Genomic DNA, 17655 nt, shown 5'->3' with positions numbered 1-17655 from the left:
GGTAGGTTTAAGGACATGGCAGATTTCGGGATGGATGACGAGGATCTGGAGCAGATGTACCAGGAGGTGATCCTGGACGCGGCAAGGGATCCTCACGGGCGTGTAGGGGATCAGGCTGATGGGGGAGAAGACTCTGACGGCGACGGCGTGACCATCAGGGTGGAGCACGAGGCCTGCCTGGCTGCCGAGTCCCATCAGTTCAATCCCACATGCGGGGATCAGGCAACCATTCATGTGGAGGTGGCGCTTGGCGAGCAGGGCGGCCCCGACCTCATCCAGCGAATCGTCTGGCAAGGTTCAGGCTGCTCCATCAGCCAGGCCAGCCTGTCCATCATGGTGGATCTGGTCCAGGGGCAGACCGTTGACCATGCCATGGATCTGGCTGCTGACTTCCGCAAGCTTATGGAATCGCGCGGAGCTGGCATCGAGGATGAGAAGGCGCAAGATGCCCTTGGCGATGCCATGGTCTTCCAGGGCGTGTCCAAGTATCCCATGCGAATCAAGTGCGCCCTCCTGGGCTGGGAGGGTATGAAGGCCTCGGTGGCCCAGGCCCTGTCAGCTGGGCGGGTGGGCGACAAAGCTGTGAAGGAGGAGCAGGCATGAGCGGCAACACGAATCTGGTGCCCGAACCCCAGGACTCCATCCTGGCCTCGGTGGGCAGGGCCATCAGCGATCCAGGCACGGCACAGGCCTTGGCTGGCAATCCCCTGGGCGCAGAAACGGTTCTGAAGTCGGCCGAGGGAGGTTCCATGCGTCAGGTCGATGGTCAGGCGAACAAGGAGTCTGATTTGGCCAAGGCCGGCGATCAGCGCGCCGACCAGACTGCCCCTGAAGTCTCCCCCGAGGGTGAGTCAGCGGACCAAGGCTCGAATGACCAAGCTTCGGCTAGCGAGCAGGTCACCAATAGCGAGAAAACAGTTGACCAGAATGCCGCTGATGCTGAGGCCGCCGCTGAGGAGGCCATCCCTCTCAAGGCCGTCGACGACATCGGCCGGGCCACCGCCGAGGATGTCAGGGAGGCCCTGCACCAGGTCATCGATCCCGAGCTGGGCATTGATGTGGTCGACCTAGGACTGGTCTATGGCATAGAAATCGACGAACTGGGAAGGGCCATCATCACCATGACCCTGACCACGCCAGCCTGCCCGCTGACAGATCTGATTGAGGACCAGTGCGCCAGTGTCCTGGCGGGCCTGGTCGAGGAGTTCCGTATTGACTGGACCTGGTCGCCGCGTTGGACCCTGGACATGATCACTCCTGAGGGTCGTGAGCAGCTGGCCGCCATCGGCTTCAACTTCGAGAACATGCCCACCTATCAGTGAGGCCATCTGCCAGGTAGGTCGTTTCAGGTCCTTCCATGCGAATATACTGATGATTCCGGTCCGCCGTGACCGGCACGGCGCATGAGAGAAAGCACAGTGAAATGGCATTGACCATGGGCTGGAAACTTCATGGCGACGGGAAAACATTGGCTCCGGGCGAGGTAGTAGAACCGGATGAGCGGCTCACATGGCCACGTACGGCCGGGATCGGTGCCCAGCACGTCATCGCCATGTTCGGTTCCACTTTCCTAGTCCCTATTCTGACCGGATTCGACCCCTCCACTACCCTCTTCTTCACGGCCATGTCTACGGCCCTCTTCCTGCTTATCAACCGTAACCGTCTGCCCTCCTACCTGGGCAGCTCTTTCGGTTTCATCGCCCCGGTCCTGGCAGTGGCCACCGCTCACAAGGGTCTTGCTGTGGCCTCCTTCGGGATCATGGTCACCGGCGCCTTGCTCTTCCTGATTGGCCTGATTGTCCACTTCGCAGGCTCGCGATGGATCGATATGATCATGCCCCCGGTGGTCAACGGCGCCATCGTGGCCATCATCGGCTTCAATCTGGCCCCCTCGGCCTGGAAGAATTTCAAATCGGCCCCGCTGACCGCCCTGGTCACCCTGGTGGCCGTCATGCTGATAGCCGTGCTCTTCAAGGGCTTGATCGGCCGTCTCAATATTCTTCTGGGCGTCATCGTCGGCTACATCTTTGCGGTCGCCCAGGGCCAGGTCGACTTCGCAGCTGTGGAAAAGGCCGCCTGGTTCGGTCTGCCTCACTTCCACACTCCTCAGGCCGACCCTTCAGTCTTGGCCATGTTCATCCCTGTGGTGCTGGTCCTGGTGGCCGAGAACATCGGTCATGTCAAGTCTGTGGCCCTGATGACCGGGCGCGATTATGACGATCAGATCGGAACCGCCCTTATGGCCGACGGTCTGGGCACTACGCTGGCCGGGCTGGGAGGAGGCTCGGGCACCACCACCTACGCAGAGAACATCGGCGTCATGGCTGCCACCAAGGTCTATTCCACAGCCGCCTACTGGTGCGCCGCCATCTTCGCCTTCCTGCTCTCCCTCTGCCCCAAGTTCGGTGCCGTCATCAACACCATTCCCACCGGCGTTCTGGGCGGGGTCACCACCATGCTCTACGGCATGATCGGCATGCTGGGCATCCGCATCTGGGTTGAGAACAAGGTGGACTTCGGCAAATCCGTCAACATGACCGTGGGCGCCGTCGTCATGATCGTGGGCATCGCAGACTTCACCTTCGCAGTGGCTGGAGTCAGCTTCAACGGCATCGCTATTGGCTCTGTGGCTACTCTGGCCATATATCACGGTCTCAAGGCCATCGGCCGCTGGCGGGGAACTATCGACCCGGACGACTACATCCATGAGGATTCGCAAGCCGTCTCCCAGCAGAGCTGATTGCGCCATGTCCGCCCGACATTCCCTGGTTGCCTGATGCTCGAACCTTAACTGCTGACAAGTATCGCCTGACGCCAAAGATTGTCCGGTATTAAGTACGCAGCCATGCAGTGAAGAGACTCAGGGCAGCAGGAATTCGCTATGCAGCAGAGGGCTCAGTTGGTTGGCTGGCTTAGTCAGCTGGCAAGGCTCGGCTAGCATGCCTGCTGGGGTCTGGTTGCGTAGAAGGCTACGGCGCTTGATGCAGCCACGTTCAGACTGTCCACGTCGTGGCTCATGGGGATGCGCACGGTCAGGTCCGCCCGGGCGATGGTCCTGTGGCTGAGCCCGTCGCCTTCTGTACCGAATATCAGGGCCAGACGATCGATTTGATTGGGCCCGGGTCTTAGACGCTCGGCCAGATCATCCAGGCTGATGGCATCCCGGTTCAGGGCCATGGCTGCAGTGGTGAAGCCCAAATCGTGCAGTTGGCGCATGCCCTGGTCGGGCCAGGCGTGGACGTCGTCGCCACCAATCCTTGTCCAGGGAACCTGAAAGACCGTGCCCATGGAGACTCTCGCGGCCCTGCGGTAAAGGGGATCAGAGCAGGAGGGGGTGACCAGGACCGCATCTACCTGCAGGGCCGCCGCAGAACGCATCAGAGCGCCGATGTTGGTGTGATCAACAATGTTCTCCATGACGGCCACCCGTCTTGCCGAGCGGCAGATATGCTCGACTGTGGGCAGCGGCCAGCGTCTCATGGCCGCCAGCGCGCCCCGATGCAGCCGGTAGCCGGTGATGGTCTTGAGCTGTGCGGGGCTGGCTACGTAGACGGGAACGTTGGGCCCGAAGGCAGCGTCCACCTGGTCGAACATGGAATGCATCCCCTCCAGCCAGGTCTCTTCCACCAGGAAGGAGATAGGCTCAACCCCGGCATCCAGGGCGCGGGCGATGACCTTGGGGGACTCGGCGATGAACAGGCCCTTGGCAGGCTCCAGACGATTGCGCAGCTGCGGCTCGGTCAGCCTGGTGTATGCCTCGATTCTTTCATCGTCTATGGAGTCGATTCTCACCTTGAGCACGCCTGCAGCTCCTTTTCCCGGTCCTGAGAACAGCATAGGCGGCGCAACCGAAAACATCCGGTCGCGCCGCCTAGGGCAGTTGAAATTCAGCTCAGGTAAGCTATCACTGCCTCTCTTGTGCAGCCTGACTATCGGCGGCAGCAATGCGCTTTGCGATGTCGCCCTGAGGGCCAAGCTCCGGCAGCAGCAGGACGAAGACATCGGAGAGCAGGAAGATCATGCTTTCCAGCCCCAGGTTGAGCACGTAGTTGCCCTTGCTGATCGAGGAGATGATGATAGGCAACAGGAAGGCGCAGAGAAGACCAACAGTGCTGACCAGACCACCGGCGCTTCCGGCATACTTGCCGCGAATCTCAGGCAGGGCGAAGGGCATGGCCTGGACGATGGGGCCGTTTATGGCACCAAAGGCGCCTGAAATGAACATGATGCAGCAGAGCAAACCCACAACAGGGGCCTTCTTCAGCATCAGCACCACTGCCCAGAAGTAGACCATGAGTGCCGTACCCACCAGAATGGTGGCGAAGAGGTAACCCTTCCACTTGCCAAGACGAGAGCTGATCATGGGCCCGACGATGGATCCTGCGATGGAGCCCAGGGCCGCTGCTGAGGCGACAAGACCGGCTGATGTCTTGTTGAAGCCGTTGTTGTTGATCAGCGTTTGGGGAATGAATCCAGCGAAGGCGGTAGATGCAGCCATGGAGCAGCCGTAGCAGAGGGCGATCAGCCAGACATTGCGACTCCGTGCTGCGACGTTAAAGTATTTGAGCGGAGAATCGGTGGCTGGTGGCAGATGCACTCCTTCAGGAGCGTCACGAATCAGAAAGACCCAGAGCAGGCTTGCCACCGTCAGGATGATAGCTGCGCTCAGATAGGAGTTGCGCACCGAGAACCGGGGAGCAACCATTTGGGCCAGAATGACCCCGATGCCGGCCGATCCATAGAAGAATCCCATGGCAATCTGCGTCTGATCGCCGAACCAGACGCTGAAGATCTTGACCAGATTGGCGTTCAAAGCCGCAATGCCGGCCCCCAGCAGGAACATTGAGAGCATCTGCAGCGGGAAGTTGAGGCCAAAGGTCCTGATGTAGGCGCCGACCACGGCTATGGCCAGACCGGTCAGGACTACCTTCTTGGGGCCAACACGGTCACCGATGGTGCCCATGGGGATGCTGAGAAATACTGCAGTCAGCATGGGCATGAGCAGCAGCGTCGAGAATCCGGCTTGGTCGATGTGCAGCATGGGCATCAGGTAGACCGCCAGAGCGGATATCTGGTACTGCATGTAGTTGGACAGGATGCCGATCAGGCAGACCACGGCCGCGATGACCCAGCGGTAATTGGATGATTTTCGAGTGTTCATGTTCTCTCCCTCCACGGTTTACGTGGAACAGGCAGCTTAGTGACGGTCTCCATCCAACAGGCACTCCTCGAATGCCGGACGGAGCAGATCGATGTTCTCCTTGTTGACGTCCCGGCGCAGGTTCCAGCCGTTTTCGTCGATGACCATGGTGTCTGGATGGTCGATGCTGTAGGGCTTCCAGGCATCGCCTACGCCGCTGACAGGATGGCCGGTGGCGGCGAAGGAGCACCAGGCGTCGTTCATCTCGTCCGACAGATGCATGGGCGGCACCTCGCCGGTCAAGGTCTCGGGCAGGTCAGGCCGTTGGGTGTTATGCAGCACGAAGGGCAGTTCAATGGCATGGCATGATCCCATTCCGGGGATCTTGGAGGCGTAGGTGAACAGGTACTGGTAGACGGTGCTGTACTTGGACTGGTACTCGCACATGAGGTTGGTGCCAACCCTGAAGCCGATCTGGTTGGCGTACTCCAAGTAGCGCTCGGCGGGATCTTCTCCTGGGTGGGCCTGCTCCCAGAGCTTCTCGTAGTGTTCGGAGTCCAACTTGCCATCAAAGTGGAAGATAGCCTGGTGGTGCCAGAAGTCAGGCATTTCGTTGCCAAAGTCCTTGAAGTAGAGCTTCCAGTAGGCAAACTCGTCGGCGTTGCAGCCCAGCATGATCTCTACGTCCTTTGCGGCACCGTCCTTGAATGCCTGTAGGGGCTTGGCCGGAAGGTAGTCGCCATCGGTGGTGGGAGCGAAGATCAGCGAGATCTCATGGATGTGCTTGGTAAAGAACTCTCCGGTGAACTTCATCATGATGTCGCCGACAGGCAGGGCCGCCAGCTCCTGGGCAGTCTTGCAACCCATCATCTCCATGAACTCGCGTGCGTAGGGAGCCGTGGATTCCGGGGTGTTGTAGAGCTGGATGGGGCCGGATTCGCCGATGGCTCTTTGGAAGAGCCCCTTGGCAGCTGGAGCGACGGTCAGCAGCATAGTGGAGCCTGAACCGCATGATTCGCCAAAGAGGGTGACCCGGTCAGGATCTCCGCCGAAAGCGGCGATGTTCTCCTGAATCCACTGCAGGGCGGCGACCTGGTCCATGAGTCCCAGATAGCCTGACTGCCGGTATTCGTCGCCCCCAGGCAATCCGGCCAGGTTCATGTACCCGAAGAGGTTGACCCGGTAGTTGATGGTGACATAGACGACATCGTTGCGCTTGGTGAAGTTGCTTCCGTCGTACATGGGGTCGGACGAACCGCCCTCCACGTATGCGCCGCCGTGGATGAAGACCATGACGGGCAGCCTTTGGGCGCCCTCATGGCCGACCCAGACGTTCAGGGTCAGGCAGTCCTCGCTCTGCTGGCGGCGTGAGGCATACATGACTGGGTCGTATTTTTGCAGGGCGGAATCCCCGAAGTGAGTGCAGTCGTAGTCGCGGTGCTCGGGATCCAGATGCTCCGTGGCCTTCCAGCGGCGTGCGCCCACGGGAGGTTTGGCGTAGGGGATGCCCAGGTAGGCGACAGTCCCCTGAGAGGTGGTGATGCCATGGTAGGTGCCAAATTCTGTGGTGACAGTTGGCATGATTTTCCTTTCCAGGAAGTAATGATCGGTCGGCGGCTGTGTCCCCGTCGACCCTGGATAAATGTCACCCTATGGCCTGGTGTCAGCCGAAGGTCAAATCGGGTGGAAGGGCAGTGTGCAGCTTTGGGTCTGAAGATTCATATAGGGGGCAAAACACTGACAGAACGAGGATTTCAGGCTGATACGATGGATTACGTCCATAAAGATGCAGGGGGAGGGGAGTATGGAAAAACCCTAGGGTCGGACCAGACCCGTGCAGGAGGCAGCCATGGAAGCCGAGGTAGATGACACAGAGAGCCTGATCGAGGAGGGCTACACCATCCGTCAGACGGCACGCTTGTACGACATCACCACTGAGACCCTGTATTACTACGAGCAGATCGGGCTGGTGGTGCCCCGACGCAATCCGGTCAACGGTTATCGACTTTATGGGCCGGACGACTTTGCTCGGCTCAACGTTATACAGGCCCTTCGGAAGCTGGATTTCAGCCTGGACCGCATAGGACATTACTTGAAAAATCGCACCTTCGATGCCACCCTCTCGCTGATTGACGAGGAGGTGGAACGTGTTGACAGCCAGATGCGGTATTTGGCCTCCATCAAGCGTGGCCTCTTGAGCAGCCTGCAGAAGTATACGCATGCCATGACTTCCATATCCCCGGCACGGACCGTAATCGTCCACCGTCCCTTGCGTCACTGCGCCCTGGTGGCGGACCACATGATCGGCTACGACAGGATACCCTTCGCATTCGCCCACTACACGGCACTGCACCACGAGACGCTGCAGATCCTCAATACGCTGACCTGTTATCAAGTGGATGCTTCACGTCCGGTCAAGGGCTGGTTCCCGCCCAAGGCCATCCTGCTCTACTGCCCCGATCCAGGGTTTAGCGGTGATTATGATCTGCCAGCTGGCACCTATGCCTCCTGCACCTTCGTGGGCAGTTTTGCTCGCTGCAGACAAATCCATGGCAAGATGCTCGAAGATCTAAAGACCATGGGCTACCGTGTGGACGGAGATCCCTTGGAGTTCTGCCTCATCGGCGAATACGAGTCCAATGACTTCGATGAATATGTGAGCAGGATGGAGATCCCTGTAGTCTCCAACGACCTGGAATCGAGTGTCCGGAACGGGAGTTGAACCCGTACGCCTGTATATATATAGGCACTAGCACCTCAAGCTAGCGCGTCTACCATTCCGCCACCCGGACAGGTGCGTAATTGCAACGGAAATAATCATAGCATCTTGGGCGGAATCACGCACTGAGCGATTGGGGGAGCGTGTCGTCACGGAGAGTGCTTTTTCGGCGGCGGGCTGTAGCCTAACACCATGACTGCACCCCTCTTCCTGTTGGATCCCGACCACGATGATTCCCCACTGGCCAGCGATGAGCTCCATGCTGGCTGGCGTCTGACCCTGCCCGAGCACGTTTGTCGTCATGCCTTGGGTTCCATGAGGCTGAAGAACGGGGACCAGCTGGATTTATCAGACGGGAGCGGACTGCGCATCAGCGCCCTGGTCAGAGATGCCTCAACCGGCCTGGTGGAGGTCACCGCTGTGGGCCGGCAGGCGCCTCCCGAGAAAGAACTGATTCTGGTCCAGGCCCTGGCTAAGGGCGGCAGGGACGAGCAAGCCATAGATATGGCCACCCAGATCGGCGTGGATGAAGTGATGCCCTGGCAGGCTGATCGGTCCATAGCCAAATGGAGGCCAGGCCGCAACGACCGGCACTGGCAGGCCGTCTTGGAAGCAGCCACTGAGCAGAGCCGGAGGGCCTACCGTCCTCGGCTGCTGGGCAAGGTGGACAGCCGTGGTCTGGCCGCCTGGTGTCGGAAGGCGACCGATGAGGGAGGCCTGGTCCTGGTGCTGCACCAGGACGCCGACCTTGGTTGGGATGCGGTCCGCAAACGCGTAGACAAGCTGCCAAAGAGCTCGTCGGTCGCCGTGGTTGTGGGTCCTGAAGGCGGAATTGCCGATCAGGAGGTCCAGACCATGATGAGGGAGGGGGCCCTGGCAGTCCGGTTGGGGGACAATATCCTCCGGGCTGCCCTGGCTGGACCTGTGGCCCTGACCCTGCTGGCGGACATGCTGGGTCGCTGGCAGTCAGAGGCCCCTGAGCCCAGCGCATGAAGTCGCACGCAATATACAACCTCGACAATAAGATGGAAAACAGCGAAAACACCAAAAACAGCAATTTCGGCAAACAGTAAGGAAGCAAGGAGTGGTCATGAGCGATGACGATCGACAGGAGGACTGCATTTTCTGCAGAATCGTGGCAGGGGAGGTCCCCAGCGAAAAGGTCTATGAGGATGAGACCGTCTACGCTTTCAAGGATGCCAACCCCAAGGCCCCCGTCCATGTCCTGATCGTCCCGCGTCACCACTATGCGTCGGTGGCCGACCTGGCCAAGGCTGATCCTGACACTCTGGCCCACATCGTCCAGGTGGCGCAGCAGATCGCCGATCAGGACTATCATGGAGCCTACCGGCTGATTTTCAACACGGGGGAGGATGCCGGCCAATCAGTCTTCCATGTCCACGCACACGTCCTGACCGGACAGGTGTTGCCCGAGTGATGCCCGTGTTCACCATCGTCATCGTGCAGGAAGGGAATCCGTGGCGGTAACTACGCGAACCCTGGAGATTCCGGAGGGGATCGACCCGGTTCAGGTGCTGGGGCCGGAGGATGCAGTCATCGACAGGATTGAGCGCGCCTTCCCGGCAGTGTCCATCCTGGTTCGTGGCAACCAGATCATGCTGCAGGCTCAAGACCGGCAGGGGGACGTTCAGGCGGCTCAAATACGGGACCTGCTGACCGAACTCATGCAGACAGCCGACCAGGTCCCAGTGGATGCCGATCAGGTGGGGCGAATACTGGACCATCGCCGCTTGGGGACGGCCGGCGCAGCCGATTACTCCCCTCCAGAAGGGCGGACAATTAACATTACAGACCGCAATTATCAGGAGACAGCCATTGCAGAGTCCGAGGAGGACAACACACTGGAAGGCATCGGTCAACTCCGCCAGGCGGCCCCCGCTGCAGTTCGTCGCCGCCCTCTGACCCAGGCCTCCAAGGGTCCGATCAGGCCCAAGACTGCTGGCCAGTCTGCTTACGTGGCCGCCATTGAAACGCATACCATCACTTTCGGCATCGGCCCGGCCGGCACCGGCAAGACCTATCTGGCGGTGGCCAAGGCTGTGCAGGAATTCCGGGCCGGGCGCATCGGGCGCATCATTCTGACCAGGCCTGCCGTGGAGGCGGGGGAGAGCCTGGGCTTCCTGCCTGGCACCCTCAATGAGAAGGTAGACCCCTATCTGCGGCCCCTCTACGATGCCCTGGCTGACATGCTGGGCACCTCGCGGCTCCATCGGCTTCTGGCTGATGAGACCATTGAGGTTGCCCCGCTGGCCTACATGCGCGGGCGTACCCTGAACGATGCCTTTGTGATCCTGGACGAAGCGCAAAACACCACCCGCAGGCAGATGAAGATGTTCCTGACCCGTCTTGGATTCAACACCAAGATGGTCATCACCGGCGACGTCACCCAGGTGGATCTGGGCGGGCCCGCATCTGGTCTGGCCACTATAGAACAGGTGCTGCACGGCATCAACGATATTGCCTTCGTACACCTGCAGGCGGCCGATGTTGTGCGCAACCGACTGGTTGGGCAGATTGTCCGGGCCTACGACCGCGCCGATCAAGCCAGCAACCGGGGACGGGAGCAGGCATGAGCGTAGAAGTGACCAACGAGACCCAATGGCTGATCGATGCCAAGACCTTCTCCGACTTGGGGGTGTGGGTACTGGACCAGATGCGGGTGAGCACCCAGTCCGACATGACCATCATCTTCAACGATCCCGAGCCCATGGCGGTGCTGCATGAGCGCTGGATGAACCTGGACGGTCCTACCGATGTAATGAGCTTTCCCATGGACGAGCTGCGCCCCGGCGATGAAAACCATCGGCAGGAGGGAATCCTGGGCGATATCGTCATCTGCCCCTGGGTGGCGGCGCAGCAGGCCTTGGCAGCCGGCCATTCCACCATGGAGGAGATGCTGTTGCTGGCCATCCACGGTACCCTGCATCTGCTGGGGTATGACCACGTCAGCAGGGAGCAGGAGGCGCAGATGTTTGGATTGCAGCGCCAACTCCTGTTGACCTTTTTGGCCCTGCGCCAAGGGCCCATCACGGATGCCGCGCTGCCGGCCGGGGCCACCAATGCTCTGGAGATCTATGAGCGGTACGGCCGCGATGCCCATCAGGGAGGCAAATCCCATGAGTGAGCGGACCATCGCCGCCTTGGTGATCATGGCTTTGGCCGTAATCGCCCTGGTCGTGCTCTCTCTGGCGCTTGCCGAGGCCCAGGGTGCACTCAACCGGGTGACCCGATCCAGTCTCAACAATTTGATCTTGGGATTGCAGACCGATCAGGAACTCAGCCAGTTCTCTAGGATGAAGCGAATCGACCGTATTCATCGGGCCCAGAGTCTGATCTCCCAACGGCAGGTGACCGGAAGCGCCTGTGCCTTTTTCCGCATCATCTGCGACATCATGGTCGGTGTCCTGGTGGCCAGCATGGCTGCTCTTGGCGGCCTGTCCCTCTGGGAGCAGCTGCTGTGTGGAGTGGTCATGGCCATCCTGGTGGCCGCCGTCTCCGTCACTCTGGGTCCGCATGGCCGCTCCCGCCAGCCTATGGAAACGCTGCTCAAGCACGTGCGTCTGGTCGGGCTGGCCGTTCTTCTGACGCCTTTCAAGCGTCGGCGGCAGGCTGAGGCCCGTTCCCGCAAAAACCATCGTGGCGACCTTTCCGACGACGAGGAACTGGAGAAGATCCAGATCGAACAGGGCCGTGCTATGGTCGACCAGCTGGTGGAGGCCGGCGCCTTCGATCCGGAGATCTCCGAGATGCTGAAGAACGTGCTGACCCTGTCGACTACGCTTACCCGGGAGATCATGGTTCCTCGCACCGATATGATCTGCATCTCCAAGGATGCCACTTTGGATTCGGCCCTGAAGCTCTTCTCCCGGTCGGGATTCTCCCGCATTCCCGCCATTGGCGACGACGTGGATGACCTGGTCGGCATCGTCTACTTGAAGGATGTGGTCCGCGCCCTGGCCTTTAGCCGTAAGGGCGACAGATCGATCGCCTCCATCATCCGTCGGCCCGTCCTGGTGCCTGAATCCAAGCCGGTGGACGACCTCTTCCACTACATGCAGCGCTCCCGCCACCACCTGGCTGTGGTCGTGGACGAATACGGGGGCATCGCCGGTCTGGTCACCATTGAGGACGCCATCGAGCAGATCGTGGGGGAGCTGGAGGACGAGCATGACCAGGTCCAGCACGATGAGCCCAAGCAGATCGGCCCACACACCTGGCAGTTGCCGGTCCGCACGCCCATTGCCGACCTGGAGGAGCTCTACGAGATCACCATCGACGAGGACGATGTGGATACGGTCTATGGCCTGCTGACCAAGCTGCTGGGCTCCGTGCCAGTCTCAGGCTCATCGGCAGTGACCCGAGGAATCAGGCTGACCGCAGGAGAAGCCGTGGGTCGCCGCAAGAAGATCGCCACCATCGTGGTCGAGCCAGCCAACGGATCCAGCATCGCCCTGGAGGACGGTGTAGGGCAAGAAGACCAACAGGCCGACGGGGATCAACCCGGGCAGGGCAGTCAGGAGAATTCATGACCAAGGAAGAACACAGTGATGCCAAGGCGCCGGTCCACCGATCGGGGTTTGTGGCAGTAGTAGGCCGACCCAATGTGGGCAAGTCCACGCTCATGAACGCCCTGGTAGGCAGGCCCATCGCCATCGCCTCCTCCCGGCCGGAGACCACCCGCAAGGCTATTCGAGGGATTATGACCCGCCCTGAGGCCCAGGTGGTCTTGGTGGATACCCCGGGCATTCACCGTCCGCGCACCCTGCTGGGCCAGCGGCTCAACGACGTGGTGGAGGCCTCCCTGTCGGACGTGGACGCCATTGCTTTTTTGTTGCCTGCCGACCAAGCCATAGGCCCTGGCGACCGTCGCATTCTCAGCCGGCTGCGGTCCGACTTCGCCCGCAAGGACAAGGACGGCAAGTGGATCTGGCGAAAGCCCCTGATCGCCATAGTGACCAAGATCGACCAACTGGGCAAGAGCCAGCTGGTGGACAAGCTTCTGGAGATTGGCGCCTTTGCAGACTTCTCTCAGATCGTTCCGGTCAGCGCCATGGAGGCTGACAACGTGGACGAGGTGGCACAGGTTTTGATTGATGCCATGCCCGAGGGCCCCCAGCTCTACCCTGACGACCAGCTGACCGAGGAGCGTCCAGAAGATATGATCGCCGAGATGGTTCGCGGAGCCTACTTGGAAGAGCTCAACGACGAGCTACCCCATTCCCTGGCCGTCCGTGTGGAGTCCATCGAACCGGATCCGGAGGGCGGACGCGACACAGTTCAGATCGGCATTTATGTAGAGCGCGACTCCCAGAAGCCCATCGTCATCGGGCGTGGGGCCGAGCATCTGGTGCGGGTGAAGAAAAAGCTGCGTACTGCCGTCAACCGGACCATGGGTCGCAAGGTCCGGTTGGATCTGCACGTCAAGGTGGCCCGCAACTGGCAGACCGACCCCAGGCAGCTGGATCGCCTGGGGTTCTGATCGTGCTCAGCGGCGGGGTGCCGGGGTGCGCTTGGCCGTGTACATCCGGGTGTTCAGCAGGTCGGCATAGCGCTCGATGACCTTGGGCCGGATCACCTTCATGGATGGTGTCATCAGCCCGTTGTCCTGGGTGAACTCCTCGGGCAGAATGATGAATTTGCGCACCGATTCGGCCCGTGAGACGCCCTCATTGGCCCGGTCCACATACTCCTGGACTTCGGCCCGTACCACGGCGTTCTGCGCCGCCTCCTGCAGGGACATGTTGCGATCCAGCCCCTTGGATGCCAGCCAGGGCCGCAGGGCGGACTCGTTCAGGGTGACCAGGGCAGAAATGAAGGGGCGCTTGTCGCCCAGAACCAGAGCCTGGGAGACGATCTCGGAACGTTCGATGACTTCCTCGATGGGCCTGGGGGAGACGTTCTTGCCTCCGGCCGTGATGATCAGGTCCTTCTTGCGCCCGGTCAGGAAGAGGAACCCGTCTCGGGAGAGCCGCCCCAAGTCGCCTGTGGCGTACCAGCCGTCCCCAGTGAAAGAATCGCGGGTGGCCTCCTCGTTCTTGTGGTAGCTGTGGAATACGCAGACGCCCTTGATCTGCACCTCGCCGTCCGAGGCGATGCGGATGGTGAATCCCGGGAAGGGGATGCCCACCGAGCCCCTGTGGTAGGGGGTGCCCAGGGGGTTGAAGGCGCAGGGCGCAGTGGTCTCAGTCAGGCCGTAGCCCTCATAGACCGGGACATTGGAGCCGCGGAAGAACCCCAGCAGCTCCGGGTCCAGAGGAGCGCCTCCGGAGACGATCCACTTGGCCCGTCCGCCCAGGACCTGGCGCAGGGAAGAGTAGACCAGCGGGTCGTAGAGGGCTCTCCGCAGGGCGCTTCGCCTGGTTGGCCAGCCCTGGCGAGAGATGTCCTCCATATAGGTGCGTGCCGCCCGAGCAGCTCCGTTAAAGATTCTGCCCTTGATACCGTGCCCGGCCTTCTGGGAGGCGGCGTTGTAGACCTTCTCGAAAACCCTGGGCACGCCGATAATGACTGTAGGCTTGGACTCCTGCAGGTCGGACAGCAGGGTTGCCAGTCCAGAGGATATGTACACGTGCATGGTTCCGTAGACGACCCCGTAGCTGATGGCCCGAGCGAAGGTGTGTGCCTGGGGCAGGAAAAGCAGGATGGATCCATCCGGGTCAAGGGTCAGATTGGGGATGAAGGCGTTCAGGTTTCTGGCCAGTTGGCAGTAATGCTCATGGGTCATCTCCACGCCCTTGGGCGCCGCCGTGGAACCCGAGGTGTAGACGATGGAGCAGAGGTCAGTCTTGTGGATGGAGTTGATCCGCTCGTCAAGCTCGGTGTCGCTGACCGACTCCCCGTAGGCCTGCAGCTCCTGCAGGGCCCCGGACTCCAGACAGGCGATCCGCTCCAGGGTAGGGCAGTCCTTGTCGGCCCCCTCGGCCTTGGCGCGCATCTCAGCGGTCTGCACCACCAGCAGCCTGGCGTCGGAGTTGTTGACGATGAATCGAATCTGCTCGGCCGAATCGGTGTCGTAGATGGTGGCGATGACCCCGCCGATGGACAGGACTGCGGCATCCACGATGTCCCACTCGTAGCTGGTCCTGCACATGAAGGCCACGGCATCGCCCTTCTTCAGCCCATAGTGCAAGAAGCCCTTGGCGGTGGTTCTGATGTCATGCAGGATCTCACGGCCGGTCCGGTAGGTCCAGCTGCCGTTCTCCACGAAGTGCAGAACCGGCTGGTCGGGGGTGCGGCGGGCCCGGTCGGCGTAGATGTCATAGACAGTCATGTCGTCTGGCACCGGTCCCATGCCGGCGGTGGTGGCCGAAAGCAGCCCCGAGGCTGGATCCATGCGCGTGGTGGTGGCGTAGTCGGCCGACCAGAAATGCGTGTTGGGCAGGGCGAGTGACTCCTCGGCGGCCCGGGGGGAGGCCTGTGACGGATCCCCATTCTCCTCGCCAGTCGGTCCCTCCCCATGACCCACTTGGTGTGCCATAAAAGATTTGGCCGATGCTAGTAACGACACGTTGTCTCCTTCAATAATCGCGGGATATGTCCAGAATAGCCGCCTACTTGGAAAAGGGCAGGCTGGGTGCTAAAGTACACATGTTGCTTTGGCGAGGGAGGATTTATGGCCTCCGTTATCGACTCGGCTGGATCATCGGCGGCCTTTCCTTATGGGCGGTCCGGAATCCGACGCGGCGATGCGCCAGGACCGGCCCAGGTCGGTCTTGAGGAACCACTCAAGGAAGGAAGCCAGCATGGCTAACACAATTAAGCTCGATGGCGAAGTCCGCGACAAATTCGGCAAGGGAGCGGCACGCCGCATGCGCGTGGCCCAGCAGATTCCCGCCACCATCTACGCCGGCGGCGCCCAGCCCGACTACATCAAGCTGCCCATGCGCGAGACCACTCTGGCCCTGCGTCGCGCCAACGCCCTCTTCTCCATCAGCTTCGGCGGACAGACCAAGACGGCCGTGGTCAAGGACGTGCAGCGCAACCCGGTCAAGCGCCAGGTGGAGCATATCGACTTCTACGAGGTCCGCGCCGGCGAGAAGGTCACCGTGGAGGTGCCTGTCTTCGTCAGCGGCGAGACCAAGGGCGCCGCCGTGGCGCTGATCGACACCCAGAATCTGCAGGTCAGGGCTGACGTGTCCAACCTGCCCGAGCGCATCGACATCAGCGTGGAGGGCCTGTCCGAGGGCGACAAGATCCTGGCAAAGGACGTCAAGCTGCCCGAGGGCTCCGAGCTGGTCATCGACGATATGGAGGATTCCATCGTCTCAGTCGAGATCCCCAAGGAGGAGAGCCTGGAGACCCCCTCCGAGGAGACCGAACAGGCCGATGCGGAAGCTGCTCCGGAGGCCGACGCCCAGGGCGAGTGAACCCAGAGTTCCGTTCTATAAGGCCGTGGGATCATCACGATCCTGCGGCCTTTTTGTCTGAGACGGTCACTATGCGAAATGCGCCGGACAGGTTTGGGCCTGCCTATGCGATAGTTCGGGTACCGGGCATCGCCATAAGCATCGCACCCGAGCAACCAGATACAGCAGCAAGAAGAAGTGGTAGATAATGGCAGAGCAATCACATCACGACCCGAAGGCACTCAATGAGTTGGCGGACGCTTTCCAGGTCATTCCCAACGATCATCCAGCCTCTGACGAGGAACGTGCCCGGCTGATTGACAAGCCCGCCTTCGGCCAGCTTTTCTCAGACAACATGGCCCACATGGGATGGACCTCGGATGACGGCTGGAAGGATCGCAGGGTTGAGCCCTATGGGCCGCTGAGCCTTGATCCAGGTGCCTCGGTGCTTCATTATGCTCAGGAGGCCTTCGAGGGGCTCAAGGCTTACTACCACGACGATGGTTCTATCTGGCTCTTTCGGCCCGATGCCAACGCCCAGCGCTTCTACAACTCAGCCAAGCGCCTGGCCCTGCCCCCGCTCGAGCCCAATGACTTCCTAGGATCGGTCGCGGCCCTGGTCCGCCGTGACGCAGACTGGGTGCCCAAGCGGCGCGAGTACACGCTCTATATGCGCCCCTATATGTTCGCCTCCGAGCCCTTCCTGGGCGTGCGCGCTCCGCATGCGGTGGACTATTGCGTCATCGCCTCGCCCTCGGGACCATACTTCGCCGGCGGTGTCAAGCCGGTCAGCATCTGGGTGGAGGACAAGTGGTTCCGCACCGGCCCCGGCGGCACAGGTTTTGCCAAGTGCGGCGGCAACTATGCGGCCTCCCTGCTGGGTGAGAACCGCGGTGCCGAGCACGGCTGCGAGCAGGTCTGCTTCGTCGATGCGGCCACCAAGACCTACCTGGAGGAGCTGGGCGGCATGAACATGTTCACCGTCCACAAGGACGGACACCTGGAGACCCCCAGCCTGACCGGAACCATTCTGCCCGGCGTCACCCGCAACTCCCTAATCGCTCTGGCACAGGACAACGGCAGGGACGTGACGGAAACCATGATCCGTCTGGACACCCTGCTGGATGACATCCGCTCGGGCGAGGTCACCGAGGTGTTCGCCTGCGGGACTGCTGCCATCATCACCCCGATCGGGCGCTTCAAGTCCGAGAACTTCGACGTTCAGGTGGCCGACGGAGGCTCGGGCGAGGTCACCATGGACTTGCGCAACGAGCTCCTGGGCATCCAGCTGGGCGAGATCGAGGATCCGCACGACTGGATGTGGAAGGTCTGCTGAACGCTGAACCCATGCCTGCCTGGCAGGTCTTAAGAGGAAGGCGGCGCAGGGCGAAGTGTCGCCCTGCGCCGCCTTCCGTTATCTTTGTGGCCTT

Annotated in this window: 16 protein-coding genes and 1 tRNA gene; 12 read left to right on the top strand and 5 right to left on the bottom strand. The window is 61.0% G+C overall.

The genetic code is table 11. The features are described 5' to 3' along the window. Window positions 1–15: 15 nt before the first annotated feature. The 3 genes from sufU to GYM67_RS05000 all read left to right on the top strand — a co-directional run bounded on the left by sufU (window position 16) and on the right by GYM67_RS05000 (window position 2740). A complete protein-coding gene (gene sufU, locus GYM67_RS05010) occupies window positions 16–603 on the top strand; it encodes a Fe-S cluster assembly sulfur transfer protein SufU (protein ID WP_220235895.1) in 588 nt (195 codons plus the stop codon). Continuing rightward, a complete protein-coding gene (locus GYM67_RS09340; RefSeq protein ID WP_220235894.1) occupies window positions 600–1322 on the top strand; it encodes a metal-sulfur cluster assembly factor in 723 nt (240 codons plus the stop codon). The genes sufU and GYM67_RS09340 overlap by 4 nt, the downstream gene beginning before the upstream one ends. A gap of 101 nt (window positions 1323–1423) precedes the next feature. Continuing rightward, window positions 1424–2740 (top strand): uracil-xanthine permease family protein, encoded by a 1317-nt coding sequence (locus GYM67_RS05000; RefSeq protein ID WP_220235893.1) that lies wholly within the window; start codon window positions 1424–1426, stop codon window positions 2738–2740. Between the two features lie 194 nt (window positions 2741–2934). On the opposite strand, the gene GYM67_RS04995 is transcribed toward GYM67_RS05000, so the two are convergent. From GYM67_RS04995 to GYM67_RS04985, 3 genes are all read right to left on the bottom strand, one after another. After that, window positions 2935–3801 carry a TrmH family RNA methyltransferase gene (locus tag GYM67_RS04995; protein WP_220235892.1) on the bottom strand — a complete coding sequence of 289 codons (867 nt, stop codon included), beginning with the start codon at window positions 3799–3801 and terminating at the stop codon, window positions 2935–2937. A gap of 103 nt (window positions 3802–3904) precedes the next feature. Next, window positions 3905–5161: an MFS transporter gene (locus tag GYM67_RS04990; RefSeq protein ID WP_220235891.1), complete on the bottom strand. Its 1257-nt coding sequence runs from the start codon at window positions 5159–5161 to the stop codon at window positions 3905–3907. Window positions 5162–5197: 36 nt separating this feature from the next. Continuing rightward, entirely contained in the window at window positions 5198–6721 is a 1524-nt protein-coding gene (locus GYM67_RS04985; protein ID WP_220235890.1) for a carboxylesterase/lipase family protein, read from the bottom strand. A 268-nt stretch (window positions 6722–6989) separates the two neighbouring features. On the opposite strand from GYM67_RS04985, the gene GYM67_RS04980 reads away from it, so the two are divergent. Beyond that, complete coding sequence (locus GYM67_RS04980) at window positions 6990–7862, top strand: MerR family transcriptional regulator (RefSeq protein ID WP_220235889.1); 873 nt, start codon at window positions 6990–6992, stop codon at window positions 7860–7862. Here the strand turns inward: GYM67_RS04980 and GYM67_RS04975 are convergent. Next, window positions 7844–7932: transfer RNA gene (locus tag GYM67_RS04975), tRNA-Leu, on the bottom strand. The genes GYM67_RS04980 and GYM67_RS04975 overlap by 19 nt on opposite strands. Before the next feature lie 119 nt (window positions 7933–8051). Here GYM67_RS04975 and GYM67_RS04970 point away from each other — a divergent pair. The 6 genes from GYM67_RS04970 to era all read left to right on the top strand — a co-directional run bounded on the left by GYM67_RS04970 (window position 8052) and on the right by era (window position 13359). After that, the gene (locus GYM67_RS04970; protein WP_220235888.1) at window positions 8052–8852 is read left to right on the top strand and encodes a 16S rRNA (uracil(1498)-N(3))-methyltransferase; all 801 of its coding nucleotides are present in this window, start codon (window positions 8052–8054) and stop codon (window positions 8850–8852) included. Window positions 8853–8949: 97 nt separating this feature from the next. Further along, window positions 8950–9297, top strand: a complete 348-nt coding sequence (locus tag GYM67_RS04965; protein ID WP_220235887.1) for a histidine triad nucleotide-binding protein — start codon at window positions 8950–8952, stop codon at window positions 9295–9297. 40 nt (window positions 9298–9337) lie between these two features. Further along, window positions 9338–10453 (top strand): PhoH family protein, encoded by a 1116-nt coding sequence (locus tag GYM67_RS04960; protein WP_220235886.1) that lies wholly within the window; start codon window positions 9338–9340, stop codon window positions 10451–10453. After that, the gene (ybeY, locus tag GYM67_RS04955) at window positions 10450–11004 is read left to right on the top strand and encodes an rRNA maturation RNase YbeY (RefSeq protein WP_220235885.1); all 555 of its coding nucleotides are present in this window, start codon (window positions 10450–10452) and stop codon (window positions 11002–11004) included. The genes GYM67_RS04960 and ybeY overlap by 4 nt, the downstream gene beginning before the upstream one ends. Next, the gene (locus tag GYM67_RS04950) at window positions 10997–12409 is read left to right on the top strand and encodes a hemolysin family protein (protein WP_220235884.1); all 1413 of its coding nucleotides are present in this window, start codon (window positions 10997–10999) and stop codon (window positions 12407–12409) included. The genes ybeY and GYM67_RS04950 overlap by 8 nt, the downstream gene beginning before the upstream one ends. Further along, window positions 12406–13359, top strand: a complete 954-nt coding sequence (gene era, locus GYM67_RS04945; protein WP_220235883.1) for a GTPase Era — start codon at window positions 12406–12408, stop codon at window positions 13357–13359. Before GYM67_RS04950 ends, era begins: the two co-directional genes overlap by 4 nt. 6 nt (window positions 13360–13365) lie before the next feature. Here the strand turns inward: era and GYM67_RS04940 are convergent, their stop codons facing one another. Further along, window positions 13366–15357 carry an AMP-dependent synthetase/ligase gene (locus tag GYM67_RS04940; RefSeq protein ID WP_258561444.1) on the bottom strand — a complete coding sequence of 664 codons (1992 nt, stop codon included), beginning with the start codon at window positions 15355–15357 and terminating at the stop codon, window positions 13366–13368. A 265-nt stretch (window positions 15358–15622) separates the two neighbouring features. Here GYM67_RS04940 and GYM67_RS04935 point away from each other — a divergent pair, with 265 nt between their 5' ends. Beyond that, complete coding sequence (locus GYM67_RS04935; protein WP_220235881.1) at window positions 15623–16246, top strand: 50S ribosomal protein L25/general stress protein Ctc; 624 nt, start codon at window positions 15623–15625, stop codon at window positions 16244–16246. A gap of 187 nt (window positions 16247–16433) precedes the next feature. Next, window positions 16434–17561 carry a branched-chain amino acid aminotransferase gene (locus GYM67_RS04930; protein ID WP_220235880.1) on the top strand — a complete coding sequence of 376 codons (1128 nt, stop codon included), beginning with the start codon at window positions 16434–16436 and terminating at the stop codon, window positions 17559–17561. Window positions 17562–17655: the final 94 nt, after the last annotated feature.

Origin of the sequence: Bifidobacterium asteroides (assembly GCF_019469425.1) — a bacterium.
GTDB classification, from domain to species: Bacteria; Actinomycetota; Actinomycetes; order Actinomycetales; family Bifidobacteriaceae; genus Bombiscardovia; species Bombiscardovia asteroides_I.
This window is presented reverse-complemented; position numbering and strand designations above follow the sequence as displayed.